The sequence below is a fragment of the Kitasatospora cinereorecta genome (genome assembly GCF_024172095.1).
Taxonomy (GTDB): domain Bacteria; phylum Actinomycetota; class Actinomycetes; order Streptomycetales; family Streptomycetaceae; genus Kitasatospora; species Kitasatospora cinereorecta.
In genome coordinates this window covers 908,497-931,976 of sequence record NZ_JAMZDX010000004.1, presented here as the reverse complement: position 1 = coordinate 931,976, position 23,480 = coordinate 908,497, and the positions used below count along the sequence as shown (strand labels likewise).

At 72.2% G+C, this 23,480-nt stretch carries 28 protein-coding genes and 2 pseudogenes; 15 read left to right on the top strand and 15 right to left on the bottom strand.

Annotation, left to right across the window (positions count from 1 at the left end; genetic code table 11):
* Positions 1-63: 63 nt before the first annotated feature.
* Positions 64-366: a putative quinol monooxygenase gene (locus tag FHR36_RS24580; RefSeq protein WP_253800342.1), complete on the bottom strand. Its 303-nt coding sequence runs from the start codon at positions 364-366 to the stop codon at positions 64-66.
* 108 nt (positions 367-474) lie between these two features.
* Positions 475-1,071, bottom strand: a complete 597-nt coding sequence (locus FHR36_RS24575) for a DinB family protein (protein ID WP_253800341.1) — start codon at positions 1,069-1,071, stop codon at positions 475-477.
* Between the two features lie 109 nt (positions 1,072-1,180).
* Between FHR36_RS24575 and FHR36_RS24570 the strand changes: the two genes are divergently transcribed.
* Both FHR36_RS24570 and FHR36_RS24565 read left to right on the top strand, forming a co-directional pair.
* Positions 1,181-2,140, top strand: a complete 960-nt coding sequence (locus tag FHR36_RS24570; protein WP_253800340.1) for a haloalkane dehalogenase — start codon at positions 1,181-1,183, stop codon at positions 2,138-2,140.
* A gap of 42 nt (positions 2,141-2,182) precedes the next feature.
* Positions 2,183-2,344: a hypothetical protein gene (locus FHR36_RS24565; RefSeq protein WP_253800339.1), complete on the top strand. Its 162-nt coding sequence runs from the start codon at positions 2,183-2,185 to the stop codon at positions 2,342-2,344.
* 10 nt (positions 2,345-2,354) lie between these two features.
* Here FHR36_RS24565 and FHR36_RS24560 read toward each other — a convergent pair whose 3' ends face one another.
* The 4 genes from FHR36_RS24560 to FHR36_RS24545 all read right to left on the bottom strand — a co-directional run bounded on the left by FHR36_RS24560 (position 2,355) and on the right by FHR36_RS24545 (position 5,564).
* Complete coding sequence (locus FHR36_RS24560) at positions 2,355-2,750, bottom strand: nuclear transport factor 2 family protein (RefSeq protein ID WP_253800338.1); 396 nt, start codon at positions 2,748-2,750, stop codon at positions 2,355-2,357.
* A gap of 92 nt (positions 2,751-2,842) precedes the next feature.
* Positions 2,843-3,580, bottom strand: coding sequence for a VOC family protein (locus FHR36_RS24555; protein ID WP_253800337.1), 738 nt, complete (start codon positions 3,578-3,580; stop codon positions 2,843-2,845).
* Positions 3,581-3,656: 76 nt separating this feature from the next.
* Complete coding sequence (locus FHR36_RS24550; protein WP_253800336.1) at positions 3,657-5,039, bottom strand: HEAT repeat domain-containing protein; 1,383 nt, start codon at positions 5,037-5,039, stop codon at positions 3,657-3,659.
* 126 nt (positions 5,040-5,165) lie between these two features.
* Positions 5,166-5,564, bottom strand: coding sequence for a hypothetical protein (locus FHR36_RS24545; RefSeq protein ID WP_253800335.1), 399 nt, complete (start codon positions 5,562-5,564; stop codon positions 5,166-5,168).
* A gap of 216 nt (positions 5,565-5,780) precedes the next feature.
* Here FHR36_RS24545 and FHR36_RS24540 point away from each other — a divergent pair, with 216 nt between their 5' ends.
* From FHR36_RS24540 to FHR36_RS24515, 6 genes are all read left to right on the top strand, one after another.
* Entirely contained in the window at positions 5,781-6,188 is a 408-nt protein-coding gene (locus FHR36_RS24540; protein ID WP_253800334.1) for a DoxX-like family protein, read from the top strand.
* Between the two features lie 26 nt (positions 6,189-6,214).
* Positions 6,215-7,168 carry a DUF3419 family protein gene (locus FHR36_RS24535; protein WP_253800333.1) on the top strand — a complete coding sequence of 318 codons (954 nt, stop codon included), beginning with the start codon at positions 6,215-6,217 and terminating at the stop codon, positions 7,166-7,168.
* Positions 7,165-7,971 (top strand): DUF2071 domain-containing protein, encoded by an 807-nt coding sequence (locus FHR36_RS24530; protein WP_253800332.1) that lies wholly within the window; start codon positions 7,165-7,167, stop codon positions 7,969-7,971. The genes FHR36_RS24535 and FHR36_RS24530 overlap by 4 nt, the downstream gene beginning before the upstream one ends.
* Positions 7,968-8,789, top strand: a complete 822-nt coding sequence (locus tag FHR36_RS40020) for a class I SAM-dependent methyltransferase (protein ID WP_253800331.1) — start codon at positions 7,968-7,970, stop codon at positions 8,787-8,789. Before FHR36_RS24530 ends, FHR36_RS40020 begins: the two co-directional genes overlap by 4 nt.
* Positions 8,786-9,214, top strand: a complete 429-nt coding sequence (locus tag FHR36_RS24520) for a hypothetical protein (RefSeq protein WP_253800330.1) — start codon at positions 8,786-8,788, stop codon at positions 9,212-9,214. Before FHR36_RS40020 ends, FHR36_RS24520 begins: the two co-directional genes overlap by 4 nt.
* A 160-nt stretch (positions 9,215-9,374) precedes the next feature.
* Positions 9,375-10,439, top strand: a complete 1,065-nt coding sequence (locus FHR36_RS24515) for a TolB-like translocation protein (RefSeq protein ID WP_253800329.1) — start codon at positions 9,375-9,377, stop codon at positions 10,437-10,439.
* A 65-nt stretch (positions 10,440-10,504) separates the two neighbouring features.
* Here FHR36_RS24515 and FHR36_RS24510 read toward each other — a convergent pair whose 3' ends face one another.
* A complete protein-coding gene (locus tag FHR36_RS24510; RefSeq protein WP_253800328.1) occupies positions 10,505-11,599 on the bottom strand; it encodes a polyprenyl synthetase family protein in 1,095 nt (364 codons plus the stop codon).
* A 263-nt stretch (positions 11,600-11,862) separates the two neighbouring features.
* Between FHR36_RS24510 and FHR36_RS24505 the strand changes: the two genes are divergently transcribed.
* A complete protein-coding gene (locus FHR36_RS24505) occupies positions 11,863-12,348 on the top strand; it encodes a rhodanese-like domain-containing protein (RefSeq protein ID WP_253800327.1) in 486 nt (161 codons plus the stop codon).
* Positions 12,342-12,917: a GNAT family N-acetyltransferase gene (locus tag FHR36_RS24500; protein WP_253800326.1), complete on the top strand. Its 576-nt coding sequence runs from the start codon at positions 12,342-12,344 to the stop codon at positions 12,915-12,917. Before FHR36_RS24505 ends, FHR36_RS24500 begins: the two co-directional genes overlap by 7 nt.
* A 34-nt stretch (positions 12,918-12,951) precedes the next feature.
* On the opposite strand, the gene FHR36_RS24495 is transcribed toward FHR36_RS24500, so the two are convergent.
* The 4 genes and pseudogenes from FHR36_RS24495 to FHR36_RS24480 all read right to left on the bottom strand — a co-directional run bounded on the left by FHR36_RS24495 (position 12,952) and on the right by FHR36_RS24480 (position 15,524).
* A complete protein-coding gene (locus tag FHR36_RS24495; protein WP_407660854.1) occupies positions 12,952-13,299 on the bottom strand; it encodes a VOC family protein in 348 nt (115 codons plus the stop codon).
* A 56-nt stretch (positions 13,300-13,355) separates the two neighbouring features.
* A pseudogene (locus tag FHR36_RS40370) lies at positions 13,356-13,738 on the bottom strand (VOC family protein).
* Positions 13,739-13,851: 113 nt separating this feature from the next.
* Entirely contained in the window at positions 13,852-14,976 is a 1,125-nt protein-coding gene (locus FHR36_RS24485) for an epoxide hydrolase family protein (RefSeq protein WP_253800324.1), read from the bottom strand.
* Between the two features lie 122 nt (positions 14,977-15,098).
* Positions 15,099-15,524, bottom strand: coding sequence for a BrxA/BrxB family bacilliredoxin (locus tag FHR36_RS24480; RefSeq protein ID WP_253800323.1), 426 nt, complete (start codon positions 15,522-15,524; stop codon positions 15,099-15,101).
* A gap of 193 nt (positions 15,525-15,717) precedes the next feature.
* On the opposite strand from FHR36_RS24480, the gene FHR36_RS24475 reads away from it, so the two are divergent.
* The 3 genes from FHR36_RS24475 (at position 15,718) to FHR36_RS24465 (ending at position 18,248) form a co-directional block, all read left to right on the top strand.
* The gene (locus FHR36_RS24475; RefSeq protein WP_253800322.1) at positions 15,718-15,918 is read left to right on the top strand and encodes a hypothetical protein; all 201 of its coding nucleotides are present in this window, start codon (positions 15,718-15,720) and stop codon (positions 15,916-15,918) included.
* Between the two features lie 359 nt (positions 15,919-16,277).
* The gene (locus tag FHR36_RS24470) at positions 16,278-16,577 is read left to right on the top strand and encodes a DUF4193 domain-containing protein (RefSeq protein WP_253800321.1); all 300 of its coding nucleotides are present in this window, start codon (positions 16,278-16,280) and stop codon (positions 16,575-16,577) included.
* 1,242 nt (positions 16,578-17,819) lie between these two features.
* On the top strand, positions 17,820-18,248 hold the full coding sequence (locus tag FHR36_RS24465; RefSeq protein ID WP_253800320.1) for a hypothetical protein: 429 nt from the start codon (positions 17,820-17,822) through the stop codon (positions 18,246-18,248).
* 74 nt (positions 18,249-18,322) lie between these two features.
* On the opposite strand, the gene FHR36_RS24460 is transcribed toward FHR36_RS24465, so the two are convergent.
* Positions 18,323-18,676, bottom strand: coding sequence for a hypothetical protein (locus FHR36_RS24460; protein ID WP_253800319.1), 354 nt, complete (start codon positions 18,674-18,676; stop codon positions 18,323-18,325).
* A 623-nt stretch (positions 18,677-19,299) separates the two neighbouring features.
* Entirely contained in the window at positions 19,300-19,881 is a 582-nt protein-coding gene (locus tag FHR36_RS24455) for a TetR/AcrR family transcriptional regulator (protein WP_253800318.1), read from the bottom strand.
* A gap of 830 nt (positions 19,882-20,711) precedes the next feature.
* Here FHR36_RS24455 and FHR36_RS24450 point away from each other — a divergent pair.
* Positions 20,712-21,281 carry a GNAT family N-acetyltransferase gene (locus FHR36_RS24450; RefSeq protein ID WP_253800317.1) on the top strand — a complete coding sequence of 190 codons (570 nt, stop codon included), beginning with the start codon at positions 20,712-20,714 and terminating at the stop codon, positions 21,279-21,281.
* Positions 21,282-21,602: 321 nt separating this feature from the next.
* Here FHR36_RS24450 and FHR36_RS24445 read toward each other — a convergent pair whose 3' ends face one another.
* Positions 21,603-21,845, bottom strand: a complete 243-nt coding sequence (locus FHR36_RS24445) for a ribosomal protein L7/L12 (RefSeq protein ID WP_308199640.1) — start codon at positions 21,843-21,845, stop codon at positions 21,603-21,605.
* A 102-nt stretch (positions 21,846-21,947) separates the two neighbouring features.
* A pseudogene (locus tag FHR36_RS24440) lies at positions 21,948-22,436 on the bottom strand (hypothetical protein); the annotation flags it as partial.
* Between the two features lie 526 nt (positions 22,437-22,962).
* Between FHR36_RS24440 and FHR36_RS24435 the strand changes: the two are divergent.
* A complete protein-coding gene (locus FHR36_RS24435) occupies positions 22,963-23,442 on the top strand; it encodes a protein-tyrosine phosphatase family protein (protein ID WP_253800316.1) in 480 nt (159 codons plus the stop codon).
* The last annotated feature ends 38 nt before the right edge of the window (positions 23,443-23,480 follow it).

The following is a 23,480-nucleotide window of genomic DNA, read 5'->3' as shown; positions in this document are numbered from 1 at the left end:
TACCCCGGGATGATCACCGACCGGTGCGTAGTACCGCGGTACCACCGGGAGCGCCGTGGCGGTTCACGCCAACGGCTCGGCGCCGAGCTCGACCACCTGCGCCGGCCCCGCCCTGAACGCCCGGTTGGCGGCATCGGCGGCGACCATGTGCGCCGTGACGTCGTGAGCGGCCAACGCCGCCCGCGACGCCCAGCGCTCGACGAGGACGAACCGGTCCGGATCGCCCACCACCCGGTGCAGGTCGTACTGCAGGCACCCGTCCTCGGCCCGCACGAGCGGCGCGAGCCGCTCGAAGGCGTCCACCTGCTCCCGGCCGCGGCCCGGCAGGGTGGTGATCAGGATGTGCAGGCGTATCGGCTGTGACATGCCCGGGAGCGTAGATCAGCGGGCGCGGCCGCAGGAGCCGCGTCTCAGCACGCGAGCACCGGCCCCGCCCGGCGCCCGGGCCGACCCCCCGTCAGCCGGGGGCTGTGGCTACCGCCCCGCCGCACTCGCGGACGCCGGTTCCCACGGCCGGAACCACGGGTCGGGCCACGCCTCGGCCGCGGCGAGCAACGGATAGAGGGTCGCGCCGTCCACGCTCTCGCGGATGACGTCGGCGTGGCCGCCGTGCCGGGCCGTCTCCTCGATCAGATGCAGCAGGACCCAGCGGACCGACCACGCCCCGACCTCCGCGGGAAACCACGGAAGACCCTGCGGCACCGGAACGGCCTGCCCCAGGTCCGGAATACCGGCGATCACCGCGTCCGTCCGCGCGGCCGCCTCGGCGTACGCGGCCAGCACCTCGGCCAGCGTCTCGTCCGGGCCGAGCCGGAACTCGTCCGCGTCCGACTCGTCCGCCTGCCGCTGCGGCCCACGCTGCTCCTGGAGCACCAGGCCGGTCCAGAAGGTCTCGCACCGCGCGGCGTGCTTGATCAGCCCGCCGATGCTCAACTCGCCGGCGGAGGGCGTCAGTCGGGCCTGCGCATCGGTCAGCCCGTGCGCGGTCACCTGCAGCGCGCGCCGCTGGTGGGCGAGGTAGGCGGTGAGCGCCGAACGCTCATCGGCGACGGGCGGGGCGAATCCGGGCATGGCTGGACCTCTCGGCGTGCAAGAACTTGCAGCAAGTTTCAGGCGGACTCTACTGCGCGCTCCCGGCCGACGTACACCGTCCGATCGCGCCGAGACGCTCCGCCCGCTCGTGCCGGTCGAACCCGGCTTCCGACGTGACATCAGACTCGTTGCCGCGCCTGCCGGGACGGGGACACCATGGAGACCGGCATTCGAGGGAGGGGGCCCGATGATGGTCGATTTCGTTCCCGACAGGGAGCTGTACCCGTTCGAGTCGCGGTGGTTCGAGTCGTCCGCGGGCAGGGTCCACTACATCGACGAGGGGACCGGACCGGCGATCCTGTTCTGCCACGGCGCTCCGGCGTGGAGTTTCCTGTACCGCCGCATCGTGCAGGACCTGCGCGACCGGTACCGGTGTGTCGCCGTCGACTGCCTGGGCTTCGGACTGTCCGAACGGCCTGCGGGCTTCGGCTACACGGTCGCCGAGCACACCGCGGTCGTCGGCGAGTTGATCGATCACCTGCAGCTCGATGGCTTCGTGGTGATGGGACACGACTGGGGCGGACCCGTCGGCCTGGGAGCGGTCACCTCGCGTGCGGACCGGGTGAGGGGGATCGTGCTGGGGAACACGGCGTTCTGGCCGATCGACGCGATGGCCAACCGGGCGTTCAGCGCCGTCATGAGCAGCCGGCCGATGCAGCGCCGCATCGTCGAACGGAACTTCCTCGTCGAGCGCGTCCTGCTCGCCGAGCTGGGGCGCAACCTCACCGCCGCCGAGGCCGACCACTACCGCGGGGTGCAGCCCACCGCCGAAGCCCGGCGCGGACTCGCCGTGATGCCGGGACAGATCCGCGCCGCCCGCCCGCTGCTGGACCGACTCGCCCGGGACGTACCCGCCCTGCTCGGCGACAAGCCCACCGTGGCGGTGTGGGGGATGCGGGACATGGTGTTCCGGCCGAACGCCTGCATTCCGCGCCTGCGCTCCGCCTTCACCGACGTCGAGGTCGTCGAGCTGCCGCACGCACGGCACTTCATTCAGGAACAGGCTCCGGAAGCGATCGTGGCGGCGATCGCGCAACGGTTCCCGTGAGCACCTGACGTCGCCTGACGTCGCCTGGCTCGCCGGGAGGGCATGGGAGAGTTGCTGTCCGATCTGATCAACCTGGCCGTCGTGCTGCTGCGCTGCCGGTGGGAGGCCCGAACAGGGGCCGTACGGGAGAGCCGGGCCCGCCGCCGGGCGGCAAGGCGGCTGCCGTCCGGCGGCGGACCGGTCGACGACGACCCGGGTGCGTGAGGTGTGCGGATCAGCTCCAGAACGCGTCGCCGACGTCCAGGTCCTCGACGCATTCGTCCAGGTCGGTGACCTTCTCGCCGACGATCCTGAACATGATCCCGCCCATGGCGTCCAGCTGCTTGCCGCCTCGGGCGGCGGTGACGTGGTGGACGGACATGACGTGGCCGCGGCCGTCGATGAACAGGCGTTGCAGTTCGACCTGGAAGGTACCGGCGGTCTCGGTGCCGAGCCTGCGGTAGTAGTCCAGGACGGCGCTCAGCCCCTTGTGGTCGCCGGAGAGCATGTGGGTGCCGGGAACGTGGTGGGTGACGTCCTTGGCGAGGAGCTCGGACAGGGTGGTCATGTCCCCGCGCGAGAACGCCTCGTATCCCTTGCGCACCAGCGCGACGTGTGGGTGTTCGGTCATGACGGATCACCTCTCTGGCCTCGGCCCCGTATCTCCAGCCTGTCACCGCCCCGCCGGCACGACGACCCGGCGGGGCCTGGGGTGGAGGTCGGTCAGCGCGGGGTGAGCAGGCAGAACTCGTTGCCTTCCGGGTCGGCCAGTACCGTCCACGAGATCGCCGACTGGTCGATGCCGGGATCGGTGGCCCCCAGGGCACGCAGGCGGGCTTCCTCCGCCGCCATGTCGTCACCGGGGTAGGGCCTGACGTCGAGGTGGACGCGGTTCCACACGTTCTTGGCGTCGGGGGTGCGGACGAACTCCAGGTAGGGGCCGACGCCTGCGGCGGACCGCATGGTCGCGTGGTCGTCGGCGACCTCGTGCAGCGTCCAGTCCATCGCCTCGTCCCAGAACCGGGCCAGCCCCCGCGGGTCGGCGCAGTCGACCACCACAGCGGCGATCGGCCCGGTCTCCCGGTAGATCGGGCGGGGCTCCAGGACGCAGAACTCGTTGCCCTCCGGGTCGGCCATCACCGTCCAGGGGACGTCGCCCTGACCGACGTCGGCGAGCGTCGCGCCGAGATCCTTCAGACGTGCGACCAACTCCGCCTGATGGGCGGTCGAGGTGGTGGCCAGATCGAGGTGCACCCGGTTCTTCACCGTCTTCGGCTCCGGGCGGGCGACGATGTCGATGCAGACGGCCGCGGGGTCGGGGTAGGAGAAGCCCACGGGTTCGAGGTTGGTCACGCCCGGTGCCTCGCTGTCGATGCCCCAGCCGAGTGCCTCCGCCCAGAACCGGCCGAGCGCGGCGTCGTCGTGGGCCTTCATGTTGATCTGCACGAGTCGTGTTGCCATGCCGCAGATCCTAGAGCCGACACCGGCCCGCGCCGCCGCGACCGGACGCGGGGCGCGACCCGTTACCGACCCGCGGTCAGATCGGCAGCGCACCCGGGGGGACGCCGTGAACCGCGCCGTACGGCGTCAACGCCAGCAACCCGTGGCCTTCGACCGACGTGGCGGCCCCCACCTCGAGCGGATTGACGCTCAGCGCGCCGGCCAGGCTCGGAGCCATCTCCATCAGGGCGAACTCCCACTCGTACTCGGTGTCCGCCCCGTCGGCGACCAGCCGATCACGCTCCTGCCGTTCGAAGGGCAGCGGCTCGCCGATCTCCCAATCCGGCTCGCCTGCCAGATCCTCGTAGTCGGAGGCGCCACGGCGGAGGATGACGCCGTCCTCGGCCACGAGCCAGGCGGAGCCGTCGTTCCGGGCCCCGAAGAAGTACGCCTGCGCGGCCCCGTAGCGGGCGCTCAGCTCCTGGCACACGCGGGCGACGTCGTCACTGCGCTCGTCGTCGATCGGGCTGCACCAGCGTCCGACGAGGAGAGTCCAACCGTCGAGTTCCGGGGTGACGAAGACCCGGGCGTACTGCGGGTAGGGCGGCCCGTGCCGGAAATCGTGGCTGTCACTGTCGGTTGCGGCGGTGCCGAGGACGAACGTGGCCGGCTCCGGATCGCTGAGCCCGAGCAGGTCGAGCAGGCCCGCCTGGTCGCCGGTGGACACCGCAATCCAGGCCAGGAAGCACGCGGTGAGCTGCTGCGGGCTGTCGTCCAGCTGCTTGACGGCGATCAGCCGGCGGATGGCCGCCAGATCGGCCGGGTCGAGTTCACGGGGGTCGACGAGCTCGGCCAGGGTGGCCAGGGCGCCGCGTCGGCAGCCACCGGGGCCGCTGCGGCGTACTTGCCTCAGCACGGGGACAACGTCCGCACCCAGCGCCACGAGTGCCAGGCCCGCGCTGTCACGCACCGACCGGTCGGCGTCCGCAAGCAGGGGCACCAGCTGCTCCGCAGATGGCAGAGCGGCCGGACCGCACTCCCCGATGCTCCGTGCGACTGCCGCGCGCACCGCCGGTGACTCGTGGTGCAGTTCGCCGACGTGGTCGGCCAAGTGGTCCGGCCCGAACCCGCGCAGGACGTGGCTCAGACGCTTGGCCACCGTCGATCGGGCATCGGACTGTGCCTCGGCGGCGAGGGCCGCTACGACGGCCTGGAATGCGGTCCGGCCCAGCCGCTGGAGGGTGACGGTGTACATCGCCGAGGCACGGACGCTCGCGGGTCGTGCCAGCGCCGTCACGAGCGGCCCGACCGCAGCCGTGCCGCGCTGTTGCAGGGCGTCCCGTGCGGCGACGCGAACTGCGGTGTCGTCGCTGTCCAGATCAGTGATGAGGGTGTCGACCGTCGGCTCCGGCATCGGAGCATTCTGCCTCAGCCGTGTGGTGGCGCGAACAGCGGAGCGGGTTCGTCGCCACGGCGGCACACAGGGCGTGACGATCCCTGTCGGAGTGCTCGCCTGCCGTGCGACGGAGTGGTGGGGTGTGATGGAACGTCGGTGTGGGGCGGCAGTGCGTGATGTGCGGCGCCCGCCCGGCAGCACACCTGGAGGTCAGGTGCCGGTGGTGCCGTCAGGACACTCGCCATCGCGTTGCCACCAGGCGGTGATGCGTTGTCGGAACGACCGCCGGGACCGGTGCTGCCCTTCGAGTAGGAGATTCGCGACCGCCGGCAGTTCGGCGGGCATGTCGCCGAGTCGCTCCTGTTCCCAGTAGCAGGCGATCCTCCGCTGGAGATCCTCCCGGTCTACGTGGTCGGTGCGTTGAAGGATCACAGCCTCGTTCGCCGTGCTCATCGAGACGACCGCACCGTCGCAGGTGAAGGCGGCGGTGTACTCACCCTCGTCGACATCGATTGCCTCCATCCATCCCGCGGCTGCCTCGATGGAGGTGAACACCGTCAGGTCGTTGTCCTGGTCGAAGACGAACACCGGGTCGGCGGGTGGAGTCATGTCGGGAAGTGTGTCACCTCACCGGCGGAGGTCAGCGGACGGCCGTCGTTGCCGGCAGGAGGCGCTGATGCCGGACAGTCGCATCGGCGCGGGCGTATCATCTAGTTGAACGCGTTCAAAATGTGCGGCATGATCGTCGCAACGAGATCCGGGGACGGGCCCGGACCGGTGCCGCCGTGCCCTGTGTACGGGTGGCCGGGGGAGGAAGGGGGGATCGTGGCAGACATCGGAAGGACCCGCTTCCCGGCCGTCGCGGTCGCGTTGATGTGGTGGTACGAGGGCTTCTGGTGCAAGGTCTTCCCCGGTCGGGCGGACCAGCGGGCCATCGTCGAGGGGTTGCCGCTGCTGCCCGGCGGCGCGGTCACGCCGCTGCTGGTCGCCCTCGGCCTGGCCGAGGTCGCGCTCGGTGTGTGGGTGGTGCTCGGGCACCGCCCGTATGCTGCGGCGGTCGTGCAGACGGTCCTGGTGGTCGGCTTCAATGCCGGCGGCCTGCTCGTCGGCGCGCAGTACATCCCGGAGCCCGGCCGGCTGGTCGTCCAGGACCTCGGCTTCCTCGCGCTGATCTGGCTCGTCGCCGCTCGCCGCCCCGCGGACCGTGCGGCGCAGGCGGTGGGGGCGCGATGACCGGTTCCTCCGCCGCCCGGCGGTCCGTGACTGCAGCGCACGCACCGGCCCCTGCCGCCGGTACGCCGTGGCAGGCGGGTCGGCTGCTCGCCGGGCCCGCCGGCCGTCCCCGGGTGCTCTTCGGCCGGATGTACGAGGACCCGGCCGTCGAACTCGCCGTCTTCCCGCCGCCCGGCGCCCGGGTGCTCTGCATCGCGTCCGCCGGGGACACCGCGGCCGCCCTCGCCGCGGCCGGGTACGAGGTCACCGCCATCGACCTGAACCCCGTCCAACTCGCCTACGCCCGGGCCCGACTGGAAGGCGGCGCAGCCGCGCTCACCGGCACGGCCGAACGGCTGACCGGCCTCGGCCGCGCCGCGGCCGCCGCCCTGCTGCCGGCCTGGCGGCCCGCGGCCGTTGCCGGCTTCCTGCGCCTCGACGACCCCGGCGAGCAACAGCGCCGGTGGGCGGCCGAGTTCGATGGGATCGGGCTCAGGATGCTCGCCGCTGGCGCACTGCGGCCCGCCGGGGCGCTCGCCGCTGCCCTGCGTCCGGGCTTCCGGTGTGCGCTGCCGCGCGGCTTCGACGCGGTGCTGCTCCGGCGGATCGCCCGGACCGTCGCCCGGCACCCCAACGCGGCCAACGACTGGGCCTGGCGGCTGCTGCTCGGCCGCGAGCGGCCCGGTGCGGCCGCCGTTCCGACCGCTGGCGGGCAGGTGCGGCTGGTGCTCGGCGAGGTCGTCGAGCACCTGGAGCACTCCGCCGCCGGCAGCTACGACGCGGTGACGCTCTCCAATGTGGTGGACGGGCCGGGGCCGCACTTCGCCCGACGGCTGCGTGCCGCCGTCGAACACGCGGTACGGCCGGGCGGGATCGCCGTGGTCCGCAGCCTCCGCGAACCGGGCCCCGCCGGGCCGGGGCTCGCCGCCGAGGACCGCTCGATGATCTGGGGCGTGGTGCGGGCCGTCCGCACCGGGACGGACGGAGCCGACACGCGATGAAGTACCTGCTGCAGCGCCATCCCGTCCCGATGCGGACCCGCTTCGCGCACTCGCTGGTCCTCACCTACGCCCTGCCGCCGCAGGTCCTGGAGCCGCTCCTGCCGCCCGGGCTCGCCCTCGACACGTACACCGACCCGGGCGGCACCGAGCACGGCTTCGTCGCCGCCGCCCTGGTGGACACCCGGGACCTGCGGCCCGCCTTCCTGCCCGCCGGCCTCGGCGCCGACCGGATCCTCACCGGATACCGGATCTTCACCCGGTTCCCCACCCCCCACGGGCGGACCATGCGCGGGCTGAAGATCCTCCGCAGTGACACCGACAGCCGGGTCATGGTCCTCGGTGGCAACCTGCTCTCGCGCTACCACTACCGGCTCGCCCGGATCGGCAGCCGGGTCGTCGGCGACACCCTGGAGTTCCGGATCGTCAGCCGGGACGGCCGCGCCGACCTGCACGTGCGGGCCGACCTCGCAGGCGCCCCCGCGGACCTGCCGGACGGCAGTCCGTTCGCCTCCGCCAGGGACGCCCGCCGGTTCGCCGGGCCGCTGCCCTACACCTTCGAGCACGAGCCGGAGACCGGATCGATGATCGTGATCAAGGCCACCCGGACCCGCTGGGAGCCGACTCCGGTCGCCGTCGAGTTGCCGACCCCGCCGACCTTCTTCGACCACGGCCCCTTCGCGGGGACGACACCCGTGCTCGCCAGCGCCTTCCACGTCCCCGACCTCGACTACGGCTGGGAGGCCGGCCGGCGCCGCGCCGAGAACGGGGCCGCGATCGGGGCCGAGATCGGGGCCGAGCGGTGAGGCGGCGCACCGGCACCGGGCCGGACGAGCAGGCCCGCTTCTCCGGGGTGCGGGAGGTCCTCACCTACAACTGGCCCATGTACGCCGCAGGTTGCCTCGCCGTGGGCGCCGGCCTCGCGATCTCGTACCGCCTGCCCCGGCCCGCCGCCCGGCTCGCCCGGGCCGGAGCGGCCGCCGCAGCGGCCCTGCTGACCAGCAGCACCGCCGCCACCTGGTGGGTCTACGACCAGTCGGAGCTGCGTACCTTCGACTGGCTGGAGGACCTGCTCCCGGCCGGACCGGGCGAGCACCTGGTGGTCTCCTCCGGCCTGGACGAGGCCAGTCGGCCGGTGGCGGCCCGCTGGCCGGAGCACCCGCAGACGGTGGTCGACCTCTACGACCGGGCCACGATGACCGAGGGCTCGATCCGCCGGGCCCGCCGCCGCGTACCGCCCGTCCCGGGCACCCTCGCCGGACGGCCGGACCGGCTGCCCGCTGCGACCGGTTCGGTAGACACCGTCCTGGTGGTCTTCGCCGCCCACGAACTGCGCCGGGCCGACGACCGGCAGAAGCTCTTCGCCGAGTTCGCCCGGGTGCTGCGCCCCGGCGGCCGCCTCGTCCTGGTCGAGCACCTGCGGGACGCCGCCAACACCGCGGTCTACGGTCCCGGCGCCCAGCACTTCTTCCCCCGACGGACCTGGCTCGATGCCGCGGCCGGCGCAGGACTGGGACCCGTCGCGGAACGGCGGATCGGCGTCCTCGTCACCGCCTTCGCCTTTGCCTTCACGCCCACCGCAAACCCGACCGCCGCCCCGACCGGAAAGTGCTTCACGCCGTGACCCACCTGCTCACCCTGGAAGGCCAACTGCGGCTGGTGGGCGCCGCCCTGATCGCGATGGGCGCGCTCCACATCGTCCTGCCGCGGTTCATCGGCTGGCCGTCCGACCTGGCCGGGACCACCCTGCTGACCCGCCAGGTCTCGTACGTGCACCTCTTCTTCATCGCGCTGACCTGCGTCCTGCTCGGCCTGCTGCCCCTGCTGCTCGCCCCGGACCTGCTCGCCGGCGGCCGGCTCGGCACAGCGCTGCTCGCCGGGCAGACGCTCTTCTGGGGCACCCGCTGGCTCTTCGAGTTCACGGTGTTCTCCCCGAAGCTCTGGCGCGGTGACCGGCTGCGGACCGCCGCGCACGTGGCGCTGTCCGTGCTGTGGACGTGGGTGACGGCGGTGTTCACCTGCGCGCTGGTGGCGATGCTCCGCAGGTGAGTGGGTCGGCTGTCCGGGTGCGGAAAAATTCTTCGGAACCGCCTGCAACCCCCCGGGGGGATGGACGTCTATGGGATTGAGAGCCGGGAAGAGCGGGCGAAGTACCCGCGGGGGCCGGCTCGTTCCATCCATGTACGTCCGACCCTCGGGGGGTTGCGCCATGCGCATGTCCGTTGTCAGCCGTTTCGCGATGAATGTCACGTCCGGTCGGGTCGCTCGCGCCCGCCGCCTCGCGCTGGCCGTCCCGCTGGCCGCGGTGGTCGCCGTCGGCCTCAGCGCCTGCGCCGACCCCAAGCACGGCTCCGCGGCCCAGCCCGTACCCGCCGACACGGCCTCGGCCTCCGCCTCCGCGAGCTCGACCGCCACCGCCTCCGCGACCCCGACCGCTACTCCGACTCCGACCGTGCTCAACGGCACCGCGGGCAACGGACTGACCATCAGCAACGGGACCAGGCTGGTGGTCATGGACGGCGCCACCGTCGACTTCGGCACCCCCGTGCACGACCTCGCCTGGTCCCCGGACGGGAAGAGGGCCGCGTTCGTCGACGGTTCGGGCAATCTGGTGGTCGCCGCGCCCGACGGCAGCGGACAGGTCACCGTCGCCAAGAACCCCGGGGGGCAGACCTGGTCGCACCCTGCCTGGCAGGTGTCCGTCAAGGACGAGCACGGCTACGGACATGCCTACAACCGCCTCTTCTTCACGGTCGAGCAGAGCAAGGTGCTGCGTCTGATGAGCGTGCCGGCCACTGCCGCCGACGGAACTCCTGAGCCGCTGGGGCTGAACAAGGAGTCCGACGACACTGTGCCCGACCTGCCGCAGACCGGGAACCTGTGGCCGAACAGCGCCGCCGACGGCCGCCGAGCGGTCTATGCCAACCGCAACACCGGCGAGGTCTACGTCCGCGACGAGTACACCCGCCAGACCGGAATCGCGTTCGGCAAGGGCTCGGAGCCGACCGTGTCGCCCGACGGCAATGAGATCGTCTTCGTCCGCTCGGTGGACGGCCACAACCACCTCTTCGAGCAGCAGAATTTCAACGAGGCGCCCAAGGACCTCACCCCCGGCGCCACCGCCGACTACACCGAGCCGGCCTTCTCCGCCGACGGCAGGACCCTCGCGGCCCGCACCGAGCAGGGCATCGTCACGCTCCCGGCCAACGGCTCCGCCGCACCGACCCTGGTCTCCGGCTACACCGGGCTGCCTGCCTTCCGCCCTGCCAAGTGAGCGGCCGCCCGCCCGCCGGGGCAGGTCACCGGCTACACCGGATTGCCCGGGTGGGCGGGCGGGCCTCAGCGGTCGCGGGCCGCGGTCCAGGTCGGCAGGTGCTCGAAGAATGCCACGGCGTCGGCGCGCCAGCGCGTCCGCCAGGTGCCTGCCAGGGCGGAGGCCTCGCGGGCGTGGCGCTCGGCGTCGGCCTGCAGCGAGCGGTCGACGCCGTGCCGCCGTGCGACGGCGCGGACACGGTCGAGCGTGTCGTCGTCGCACTGCGGGTCGCCGATGGCGGCGTCCAGGACCGTCCGCTCCGCCGCGTCGGTGTCGGCGGCGAGCAGGGCCCGGACGACGTAACTGCGGCGGCCGGAGCGGATGTCGGACCCGAGCGACTTGCCGACAGTGTCGGGGTCGCCGAACAGGTCGAGCCAGTCGTCACGGAGCATGTTGGCGATCCCCAGGGCGGTGGAGTAGCGGCGCAGTTCGCCGTCGTGGGGCGCCGGGTCGCTGCCCGCGGCGAGCAGGCCGAGGCGCAGCGGGGCGAGGACGGAGTAGCGGGTGGACTTGAACTCGGTGACCGCATGGAGGAGGTCGAGGTCCGGGACGGGGCCGAAGTCGCGTTCCAGGTCGAGAAATTGTCCGATGACGGTGGTCGCGGCGGCGTCGGACTGCACGGCAGCCATGGCCGCGGCGCGGTCGGGCGGCAGGTCGGAGGTGACCAGGACACGCAGCGACAGGAACGCGGCCAGGTCGCCCGCGAGGACGGCCAGGCCGAGGGCGGTGTCGGGCCGGTCGGGGAACTCGTCGCGGTAGGCGTGGGGGACGGACGGTGCGCCGCGGCGGACGGCCGAGCCGTCGATGATGTCGTCGTGGATCAGGCCGTGGGTCTGGAGCAGTTCGATGCTGATGGCGGCTTCCGCCAGGCCCGGCACCGCCTCGTCGGTGGCCAGCGCGGCCGCCTCGTTCAAAACCGCCACCCGCAGCCGCTTGCCGCCGCGCAGCGACAGGTCGCGCAGCAGGTCGAGTGCGCGCGCGGGGAACCGTCCGTGCTGCGGCCCGTCGAGCGCTCCGCCCGCGGGGTCGGTCAGGGAGTCGAAGTACGCGGCGAAGCGGGCGTCGAAGCGCCGCCGGTGCTCGGTCGCGCGCTGCAGGGCGGCAGTGATCGTGTGGTCCACCGGCCCAGACTTCCATCCGCCCGGCCGGCGGCGCCAACTCCGGGCCGCGGCGCACCCGACCGTCCGGGTCGATCGCCCTCGCGCCCGCGTCGATCGCCCTCGCGCCCGGGTCCCGTACGGCTGGCGGAATCTTGGCGATCTCCGGCGTTTACGCCACTCGTCGGGCGGGCCCTGGGGATCGGAGGATGGAGGTGTCGCCGACCGGGGGAACCCGGCACGGCCGACCGGACCCGTCCCGACCAGCAGGAACCCGAGGTACGCCCATGTCCGTCACCGCTTCCGCCGAGATCACCGGCGCCGTCCTGAGCGTGCCCGCAGCCGCCCCGGCCGAGGCCGCCGCCCACTACGCCGCCCGGCTCGCCTTCGAGGCGGACGTCTCCGACGTCCACGCCGACCTGGCGTCCGGCGCACCCGGCATCGTGGTGGTCGACACCCGCAGCGACGCCGCCTGGGACCAGGGCCGCATCCCCGGCGCCCTCCACCTCCCCACCGCGCGGATCGCCGAGCTGGCCCCGCAGTTGATCGACCCGGCCCTGACCGTGGTCACCTACTGCTGGGGCCCCGGCTGCAACGGCGCGACCCGCGCCGCCCTCGCCTTCGCCCGCCTCGGCTACCGGGTCAAGGAAATGCTCGGCGGCTTCGAGTACTGGGCCCGCGAGGGCTTCGCCTACGACACCGCCACCGGCACCGAGCAGCGCCCCGTCGACGACCTGACCGCCCCGCGCTCGGGCATCTCCTGCGCATGCTGACGACCACCGCACCACCGGGCGGCGTGATCCGCCCGGCCGCCGCGGCCGACCTGCCGGCGATCGCCCGCCTGTGCGCCGCCCACGCCGCCTTCGAACGCGCCGGACCCGTCGCGGCCGACCTCGCCACCCGCCTGGAACCCGTGCTGTTCTCGCCCGATCCACGAGCACGGTGCCTCGTGGTCGACGCCGGGGACGAGCTGATCGGCTATGCCGCCTACGCCTGGGAGTTCTCCACCTGGTACGCCGCCGAGTACGTCCACCTGGACTGCCTGTTCGTCACCGAGCCGCACCGGGGCGGAGGTTGGGGACGGGCGCTGCTCGACGCCGTGAGGGAGGAGGCGGCTGCCTCGGGCGCCGCGCACCTGCAGTGGCAGACGCCCGACTGGAACACCGACGCCGTCCGCTTCTACCGCCGCGCGGGCGCCGAGGCCCGGCCCAAGATCAGGTTCTCCCTCCCTGTCCGCCCGACCGAGGCCCCGACGCCGACGCCCACGCCGATGCCGACGCCTGCGGGCGGTCACGCCACCCAACTGCCGCAGGCGTCCGCAGCCGGAGCGTGGCAGGGTTGACCTCGGCCCGAGGTCAGGCCTGACCAGGTTCGGCTCAGGGGCCGACGTACTCGTACACGCCCCCGTGAGGGTGTCGCAGCACCGCCCGCCGACCGTTGGGGGTGGGCTGCGCCGGCACCACCACGGTGGCACCGGCCGCAATCCCTTCCTCGACGGCAGCGGCCAGGTCTCCGACCGCCAGGGTGGCACTTACCCCGGCAACCCGCCGCACCGCCTCGTCCGGACCGCAGAACAGAAGGAACGGCCCGACACTCGCCAGCCGCACACCGGCGAACTCGAAGCGGTCGGCCGGCAGGCCCGTCAGCCGCTCGTAGAAGGGAATGGCCGCTTCCAGGTCGTCAACGCGCTGTCGCGCGACCACCGAGTCGATCTTCATGGGCATGCTGGAACTCCTTGTCCGGATCGCGGTTTGACTCGACATCGTCAGGCTGGTCGCCGTCATCCCTGCGACCGGGTGCGGCTCCGCTCGCGCAGCGAGATGCGGTTGCCGTCCGGGTCCGCCGTCTCGATGCGGACGCCGAAGCCGTAGTCCTCCGGCTCCGGCCGGTCGAAGGTCACCCCGCGCTCGCGGAACACCTTGAAGTCCGCCCGCAGGTCGTCCGATTCGAGGATGACCGGGCCGGGCGTCGCGCCCGGCTCGGCCGGCCGGCCAGCGGCGGCGGGGTCCCCCACAGCAGGAGCTCGACGGGCGTGCCGGGGACGCCCACGGTGAGGAAACGTCCGCCGGGGTTGGGGAAGTCGATGCGCTTCTCCAGGCCGAGCTGCTCCGTGTAGAACCTCAACGCGCGGTCCTGATCGGTGACATAGAGCGTCACGTACATGATGTTGGTCAGCATCGGGGTGTCCTTCCGTCTGTCGGTCTGTGCCACCCCACCGACGGACCGCAGCAGGGGAATGTGACAGCTGGACGGGCAACTCGACGGCTGGGGGACGCCTATCGTGGCTCGGTGAAGAAGTCTGCGATGTCGCCGGCGAGCAGGTCCGGCACCTCGGCCGCCGCGAAGTGGCCCCCGCGCGGGAAGACCGTCCAGCGGCGCACCTGGTAGAGCCGCTCGTACCAGGACCGCGGGGGTTCGCCTTCGGGCACCAGCTCGTTGGCGAACACCGCCATCGCGGTCGGGACCCGGACCAGGTCGTCGGGCCCGAGCGCCGTGCCGTGCCAGCGGTTGTCGTAGTAGTCGCGCATCGAGGAGGTGATGGAGTTCGAGGCCCACCAGACGGTCAACATGGTCAGGAGCGCGTCACGGCCGAACGTGGCGTCGAGGTCGCCGCCGCTGTCCGACCACGAGCGCCACTTGTCCAGCACCCAGGCGGCGAGGCCCGCGGGAGAGTCGCTCAGCCCGTATCCCAGCGTCTGCGGCCGAGTGGACTGCACGGCGCTGTACCCTCGCTCGGTCTCGTCCCACCGGGCAATGTGGTCGACGTACGCCAGCTCCTCGGGCGACAGCGGGGGCGTACCCGGTCCGGTGTACGGGGACATCTCTGCCGTACTCACGTGGATGCCGATCATTCGGTCGGGCTGCAGCAGCGCCATCCCGGTGGCGACCCCGGCGCCGAAGTCGCCGCCGCAGGCACCGTACCGCTCGTACCCGAGCCCCTGCATGAGCCGATGCCACAGGCGGGCGACGAACTCCCGGTCGACGCCGGCGTGGGGTGGGCGCTGCGAGAAGGCGTAGCCGGGCAGTGACGGCACCACCAGGTTGAACCGGTCGCCGAGGCGGTCGACCAGGCCGAGCATCTCCACGAAGGTGCTGGGCCAGCCGTGGTTGAGGACCAGCGGGATCCCGCCGCCGCCGGTTGCGCGATGATGCACGAAGTGGACGCGTACGCCGTCGACTTCGGCCATGCGGTGCTCGTAGCGGTTGAGCGCACGTTCCTGGGCCCGCCAGTCGAAACCGTCGGCCCAGTAGGCCAGCAGGTCCCGGAGGTAGTCCCGGTCGACGCCTTGGCTCCACGGTTCACCGGGCGCCTCGTCCGGCCAGCGGGTGCGCAGGATCCGGTCACGCAGATCGTCCAGGACCGCATCGGGCACGACGACGGTGTACGGCTCAACGTGCATGCACCGATGATAGGGACCCACCGGACCGCCCTCGCGGGAGTCGGTGTCCCGCGTCACCGATCGGCCGCCGCTCCCGGCACCTGCCGGGAGCGGCGGGGCAGCCCTGGTGGGGCCGCCCGTGGCTACTGGCAGTACTCCTCGAAGGCGGCGGTGAGGTCGGCGGCCAGTGCCTGGGCGTCGCGGCCCTCGATGCGGTGACGCGGCACGAAGTAGATGAGTTCGCCGTCCTTGAAGAGGGCGAACGACGGGCTGGACGGCGGAATGTCGGGGAAGTGGCTGCGCATCCTGGCGGTGGCCTCCAGGTCCTGCTCGTCGAAGACCGTGAACAGCCGGTCCGGGAGCCGTCCGTCGCTCTCCAGGGCAAGGCGGACCCCCGGGCGGGCCATACCCGCCGCACAGCCGCTCACGCTGTTGACGGCCACCAGGGTCACCCCGGTGTTCGCACCGTCCATCGCGGCGTCGACCTCGTCCGGGGTCAGCAGTTCCTTGAACCCGATCGAGGTCAGCTCTTCCCTCATCGGCTTGACCAGCAGCGGCGAGTACGGCATCGATTTTCTCCTCACTGAAAGGAATCGTTTGCGTACCAAGCGTATCGGTCGTGGTGTCGCCGTCCTCGTATCCGCGACCGGCGTGTGGCTGGTGACTGGTGACTGGTGACTGGAGGTCGCTCCGAGCGGACGGAAGGCCCACGCCCGGGGGGCGACGCCCGGGCCGGCCGGGGTGGGGGCCATACTTCGGCACGTGAGTGATGATCGTCGCCCCCTGGGCCAGCCGGAGTTCTCCGAACCCGCCACCGACCTGCCGACCGCCGGCGATCGGCGGCCTGCGCCGCCGATGGACCGACCCCTGTTCCTGCCACCCGCCGACGGGGAGCCGGTCGCCCCGGCCATGGCGCGCCGCCCGCTGAGCGGCGGCGGTCCGAACTTCTCCAGCAAGGCCTGACCAGGGCGCTCGCACCGTCGTCTGCCGCGGCACCGTCTCCCGCACCGCCGTCTCCCGCGGCACCGCTTTTCGCGCCGCCGGAACCGGCCCCGACCGGGTCGCGGACCCCCGAGCGCGACCGGCCATTTTTTCGAGGCCCGCCCCCTCCCGCACCGCCCGGTACCGCGTGTTCGGCCCGGTCGAGCGTGGCCGGATGTCGGCATGCAGGGCCCTTCATGTGCCGGACACCCCCGACAGATGGCATGGTGGTACGCCACAGGCGGGAGTGATCACCGACGCGCGCCGGCCGGCACCGCGCCGACCGGGCGGGCGGCGCGACCCACCCGCCGGAAGCACACCTTGAGGAGAAGGCACCAGTCTTGGCAACCGACTACGACGCCCCCCGCGACCGGGGCGACGAGAACAACGACGACAGCATCGAGGCGCTGAAGGGCCAGCGCGACGACAAGCAGAGCTCCGCGATCGACGCGGACCCCGAGGGGACCGAAGGCCTCGAGCTCCCGGGAGCCGACCTGTCCGGCGAGGAACTCACCGTCCAGGTCGTTCCCATGCAGCAGGACGAGTTCACCTGCATGACCTGCTTCCTGGTCCACCACCGCACCCAGCTCGCCGGTGAGGACAAGAACGGCCAACCCATCTGCCGCGACTGCGCCTCCTGACCGCAGCAGCGGCGGAGCCGATCGTCGGCCCGCCCCGATCGCCGGTTCACAGCCGGCCGGGCGGGCCTCCACGGGCGGGCCCTGTCCTCGCCGGACGCAACCGCGGGGGTTGCGACGGCCGGCGGGACAGTCGGTCCGATCGGACCGCATGATCGGAACGTCGGGCGGCCGCGGTTTGCTGCCGCCACCCACAGGCCGGGCCCGGTGCGCCTCAGCGCACCGGGCCCGGTCGTCTTCAGTGGTCGGCCGGTCGGGCTGCCACCGGTGCGTGCCCGTCGCCGAGACGCCGCGCCCTCGCCGATGTCCGATGTCCGGTGTCCGGTCACCGGTCGGGAACTGATGTGCGGGCAGCCTTCGCGGAACTCTCAACCACCCATGGCACGGCGTGTCTTGGCGAATTTCGCCGCACTTCGCGGCAGGCCGACGAGCGGTAGACTCCCGGGATACGCGAGCTCCACAGCCGGCAGAGGGGGTAACGTCTGGCAACAGCAGCCTCACTGTAGGCTACCGCCTGGAAGTCGAGATGTCGGCTCGCGGCGCGAGAATCGTGAGTTGCAGTAAGCGCAGAAACGCCGAGGCTGCTACGGCAGGACGAGAGGGTGGGGACGGGCCGGGGGAGCGCAGCTCCAGCCGGACCCGAGCGCAGCAGAGTACGTGGCACGTAAGGCGAAGGACGGTTCGGCACCCGGCCCCACGCGCGTGGAGCCGGTACGGCACTGTCCCCAGCCGACTCCCCAGCTCGGCCTGCGGCCCGCTGGAGACGGACTACTCCGCGCCGCGCGGAGTCACCCTCAGCCGTGGTGCCCGAAGCCGGTGCCACGGCCGGGGTCCCATGTCATTCACACCGGCCCACTGCCCTCACGGGCCCGGCCTCGATCGTTCGCGGAGTGCACGTCCGTGCAAGACAGAACTCCTCTTCCCGACCCCCCGTCCGGTGGCCCGCCCGCACCGAAGCCCCGCGGGCGCGGGCGCCGACCGGCCGCGGACCAGCAGCCCTCCGGCGGCACACCGGCTCGGCCCGCCGAGCAGCAGGAATCCGCCCCTGCCGCTGCGCCTCCGTCCGGGAAGGGCCGGTCCGGCCGTCAGCAGGGCAGCGGGGATGCCGGCCGGTCCCGTTCTTCCCGGACTCCGACCACGCCGCCCGCTGCGGCGCCGCCTGCTGCGGCGGGTACGTCGACGAGGAAGCCCGCCGGTCCTCGGGCGCGGAAGGCGACCGCCGCCGTTCCGCGTCCCCTGGAGCCGGTGGCTCCCCAGCAGGTGGGTACGGGGCTTCTCGCCTTCCTCGACCGGACCCTGGAGCGCATCTCGAAGAGCTGGCACGAGGCCGGTCGGATCATGATCTTCACCGTGATCCTCGCGGCAGTGGCGACCGGGGGCTTCATCCTGATCGCCCACGTCCTCAGCACCGGATACGTCACCATCGGCGCGGTCGGCGGCCTGGCCGCCATCGGCACCGGTGCCGGCGCCGTACGGCGCTGGAGGAACCGGCGCCAGCCGCCGGTGGACCGCCTCCCGGTGGTCCCGGACTCGTTGGCGGGGCTCCCGACCCTGTGGCCTCCGCCCGGCGAAGGCCCACCGCCGGACCGCGCCGACGGCGAACCCGGTGACATCCCGATGCCGCCCCCGAGGGAAGAGCCCGACCCGCGGGCGGCGTCCGAATCAGCAGGCTGATGTGTCGGTGGCCGGTACCCCAAAGCCTCTTGGGGTACCGGCCACCAACACATCAGCCTCAAACACATTCGGCCTCAACGTTGTTGCGGCTTGGTCATCCTCTGCAGAACCACGTCGGAAACCGCCACCGCCGCCACGGAGAAGACGCCCAGGACGGAGAAGAAGACCACACCCGCGGCCTGTCCGGTGGCATCGCCGGTCCCCAACCGCGCAGCCACAGCAGCAACCCCCAGCCCGACCAGCGTCGCGACCACCGTGTACACCGCCAGCGCACCGGTTGTGATCGTGTGTCTCGCGCGCGGGGCGGCCTGCCACGACCTGTCCACGGGGCGATCCGGTCCGGAACGCCGGGAAGTCGAAGCACTCAGGACCGGCTCGTGGGGACGACTCGGCATTTGGGCCTCCGTCAGCGTGGCCGTGCTCTTCATACCGTCCTCCCGGAAGGGTCGGGACAACTCCTATGTACCCCACGAGAGGCGAGGAGCATCCCCGCTTCCGCTGTTCGCGAGTATCAGAAGTGCCGCTCGGTGTACCGTGCCGATCCGCTGCTCACCGGAGCCATCCTCCCGCACCACGGCCTGCGCTCTCGACAAGCGGGCCCCCTGATCTCGCCAGGCGGCCGGGAAGGCGGCGTCTCGTGACCGCGGATCAACAGCGACAGACTGACGGACAGTTCAACGACCCGTCGGCTTGAAGGTTACCCTCTCGCGCTTGAACGCACTTGATTTCCCGGCAGAGTTGGTGTTGTCCGCGCCGGCGGCCGGCGCAGCCGTACGGGCCTTCCGGCCCGCGGTCGGACGTGCGTCGTCGGCTCCGTGGAGGCCGAGCCGCGACACGCCGGAACCGGCCGCCGTGGCGAGTGTCGTTCGTCACTGCCCGGGCGGCCGGTCGAGGCACTGAGTGCCAGGACGACAGCGCTCGACAACGCACGAAGCGCTCGGTAGCCCGCGACCGCGCTCGACAGTCGCCCGTCGCACCGGCGAAGGTCGCCGGCGCGGCGACACCTGTCAGGGCGGGGAGTCGCCGGCGGGTACCGGTTCGAGGAGTCCGGTCAGTGGGGTCGGAGGCCGTTGAGGAGGTAGTCGACGCGGGTGGTGGTGTTGTCCGGGTCGAGCGGGTCGGTGCCGAGCAGGAGGCGGTAGTAGATCGGGCCGAAGAGGAGTTCGACCATCGTGCGGGTAGGGACGTCGGCGCGCAGTTCGCCCGCTGCGACGGCCTTGTCGAGGCGGTCCTGCCAGGCCTTGTTGCGGGGTTCCATGAAGTCGTTGAGCAGGCTCTCGGCCAGGCGCGGGTCGCCCTGGGCGTCGGCGACCAGGCCGCGCCAGATCGTCCCGAGGCCGGTGCCGAGAGCCTCGATGACTCCCTGCGCCGCGACGGCGATGTCGGCGGCGATGTCGCCGGTGTCCGGGACGCCGGAGAACGGTCCGGTCCGGTCGTTGAGGGCTTCGAGGATGACGGCCGCCTTGCTGGGCCACCAGCGGTAGATGGTCTGTTTGCCGACCCCCGCGGCTGCGGCGATGGCTTCGACGGTGACCTTGGCGTAGCCGTCGCGGGCGGCGAGTTCGAGTGCGGCGTCGAGGATGGCGCGGTGGGAGCGCTGGTTGCGCAGATCCGGGTTCGGTGCGGGGGCCATGACCGGATTCTTTCACGAGACGGTTCGTCTCGTCTTGACGCGGTGGGTCCGCGTCGTGAACCATGTGCGTAGAGCGAGACGAGACGTTCCGGCTCGCTGGGGAGGGGCGGCGCCCCACGGCGGTCCTGACTTCAGGCAGCAACGACGGACAGCTCTGGCAAGAGGACACGCGAGTCGCCGCTGACATCGGTCGGCTGCGGAGACGCCTGGACGGCGTCCCTCGCGTGCCCGCTCGTCGACAGGTGAGTCCACATCATTCCTCGAGGCCCCTACCGGCGCCCGGCCGCTGAGGTGTGCGACCGGGCACCGGACGGTGTCCCAAGTGCGGAGGTGCAAGATGATCGGACGACTGGACGCGAAGCACATCGCGTCCGGCTGGCACGGCCGGAAACGCGGACCGGTACGGACTCCGCGGTGTCCGCTGGGTGCTCGCTGACGGCGAGCGCGCGTCGCGGAGGACGGCATCGACCTCGACCACCGCTGGGGTCGCCGCCGCGCGAGCGGCAGGGTCCGGCCCGGCGCCGCCCGGTCCTCCGCCGACGGGGCTCTGCACCCCGGCCCGGCCCGGTCACGTCGATGCGCGGGGGCAGGGGAGGACCGGGGAGGACCGGGGAGTGGCTTCCGGGCGGACTCTCCCCAACCATGACCTGGCCCCGGGGAGAGACCGCCCGAACCGACCCTCCCACAGCCCCGACCGCACCGCCCTGCTGTCTCAGCATCCGAATCGGAAAGCTCCACCGTGGCGACGCCAGGAGCGTCGTGATCGGCTCGACGAGCCCCACCGCACCCCGTCGAGCCGACCCCCCGCGGAGGCGTGAGAGTGTGGCGGGGTGACTGAGACGATCGCCGTGACCACCTGGCACCTGGAGCAGAACGCCGCTGCCGAGGTGGTGCCCGTCGCCGCGCCGGACGGACTGGACCTGCGGGTGGTCCGGGCCGAGCTGATCGGCCCGGAGTTCGCCCGGTTCCTGTACACCGCCGTGGGCGGCCCGTGGACCTGGACCGACCGGCTGCCCTGGACCTACGCGCAGTGGCAGGACTGGCTCGCCAAGGAAGGCCTGGAGACCTGGGTCGCCTGGGTGTCGGGCACCCCGGCCGGGTACGTCCAGCTGGAGCCGCACCGGGACGGCGAGGTCGAGATCGCCTACTTCGGCCTGCTGCCCCACTTCATCGGCAAGGGCCTCGGCGGCCACCTACTGGCCTACGGGCTGCAGCGGGCCTGGGACCTCCCGGACCGCCACCCCACCCTGCCGCCCACCCGCAAGGTCACCGTCCACACCTGCTCCCTGGACGGCCCCGCCGCCCTCCGCACCTACCAGTCGCGCGGCCTCCGCATCGCCCGTACCGAAACCAGCCACCAACCCGCAACCCCACCCCCGGGCCCCTGGCCGGGCGCCTGACCGGTCCGGCACGACGGCGCGGTCCGGTCAGCTTCGGCTGTCGCCTTGGCCTCCGGCGGCTCTGAGTTCGCGGGAGCAGCCGCCTGTCCGACCGGGTCCGCGAACAGCATTCCGCCGTCCACGTACTGGTCGACGACGGGCTCAGCCTGCGCCATCGGCCGAGCGGACAGGCTCGTGGCACACGAGGCAGATCCAGCGGTCACCGTCACGGACGGACCAGCCGTTGCCCCTCTTGCGCCAGGACTTCCGGCCGGCCGGTGCTCTTCAAGTCGCCATGCGCTCATCTGCCTTGGGATAGCGCCCAATCGACAACCCTCTGGTTCAGGACAGTGGCAGCGGCCCTTGCCCTGGTCGGTATCGCCACCAGGTCTGCAGCTCGACGACTGCGCCCGCATCGCGCAGAGGGCCGACCCACTTCGCTGTCACGTCATCACCGACCCCCTCCGCGAGGCGCACTGGTGGCGGCTGCGTCACGGCCTGCTTGGCGTGCCAGAGACCGATGCCCGAAAGGTTCCGGAGCGCCTTCGCCACCTCCAGGGGGCGTGGGCCCACATCGAGCAGCACGATGTCCTGGGGGGTCTCGTCGCAGATCAGCACACGCCACTCAGTCACGGTGCTCCTTGATTCGGATTCGCGACGGGCAGCGGTGGGACAGCTCGTCTGTCCTCCCGGTGGTTCCCACAGCACCCTGACCCGGTCGGCGGCGACATCGAACCCGAGCAGTGGCTGAGTGAAGCCGTGTCCGCCTTCGGGAAAGAGTCGTACCGACTTGTCCAGGCGTCGGCCGATCGCGCTCAGGAAGCCGCACAGGACGTCCATCCGCTCCTGGCCCTGGAGTTCCCGGAGGTCGACGTCGAAGTCGATCTGCTCGTGCCCGAGGAACCGGAAGATCGCACAGACCCCGGGGTCCGGCCACACGCTCAGGCTCGGGCACTCGGCGTCAGCCGGGCGGGACAGCACCGCCTCGGCCCGCGGCAGCGGGAGCACCGCGTCGCCCTCGGTGTACTCGTACGACCAGCCTTGTTCCTCGACCAGATCGAGTAGGGTCTGCCAATCCGCCACCGTCGTGCCCTCGACGTACGCATCGGGCAGGCAGCCCCCGTCGGTGGGATCGAGCAGCCAAGCGATGTGGTCGTCCCACAGCAGGTCAGCCATGCCGCCATCCTGCCCGCCTGGTCGTGCCGTGCCGACTGAATTTCCTCCAGGCCGCCCACGACCAGCGGTGAGTTCGACGGCTGCGCGTCGTGCACCCTCGTGCACCCCCGGCTGTAGTGATGGGAGAGGCTGACGGGCATTCTGCCCTCGTCCGGTCGTCGGGCCGGGACGACCTCAGCTGGCGAACCCGGCTTGGGGCACGCTGCCGGCCGGTACAGTGTGCGCAGGAGTCGGGAGACAGACGCGCGAGGCCGTCGGCACCCTGCCCGCCCACGCCGGCCGGTGACCTGCTCGGCCACGGTTCCAGGTGAGGGCACGAGGCAATCACGGGTGGAGGCCTGTCGCCTGAGCGTGGGTGGCCCTCAGTGGTCCCACCGGGGCTGTCCGCCAGAGCTGACGCCGGACCCGAGGCGGCCACCCGGACGCCGACCCGACTCCGAGCGGACGCCGCGCCGAACCCGGTCCGCGCTGCCGTCGACTGCCCGACCACCCACCCGGCTCCACCTACCGAAAGTGCTGCTCACCCATGCGACCCGAGCTCTTCACCGTCGACATCCCCGGCCCCGGACGGCTGAGCACCATGGCCAGACCTCGCGGCAACGACTGGCTCGCGGACGAGATGGCCGCGCTGAAGGACCACGGCGTCGACATCCTGGTCTGTGCGCTCACCGGCCCCGAACTCGACGAACTCGGCCTCGTGGACGAGCCTCGGGCGGCCACGGCGGCCGGGCTGGAGTTCGTCGCGATACCCATCCCCGACCTCACCGTCCCCGACCTCACCATCCTGCCCACCTTGCGCGGGCTCGCCGAGCGGCTGCACGGCGGCGCGCACGTCGTCACCCACTGTCGGGCCGGCATCGGACGCTCGTCCCTCCTCGCGGCCGCACTCCTCATCCTCAACGGGACCGACGCCGACACCGCCTGGAAGCACATCGAACGAGCTCGCGGACTCGCGGTCCCTGACACCGCCGAGCAGCGGGAGTGGACGACGGCACTGCTCGGATGAAGGCTCGGCGCGGCGGCCTCCGCCGCGCCGCCCCACGG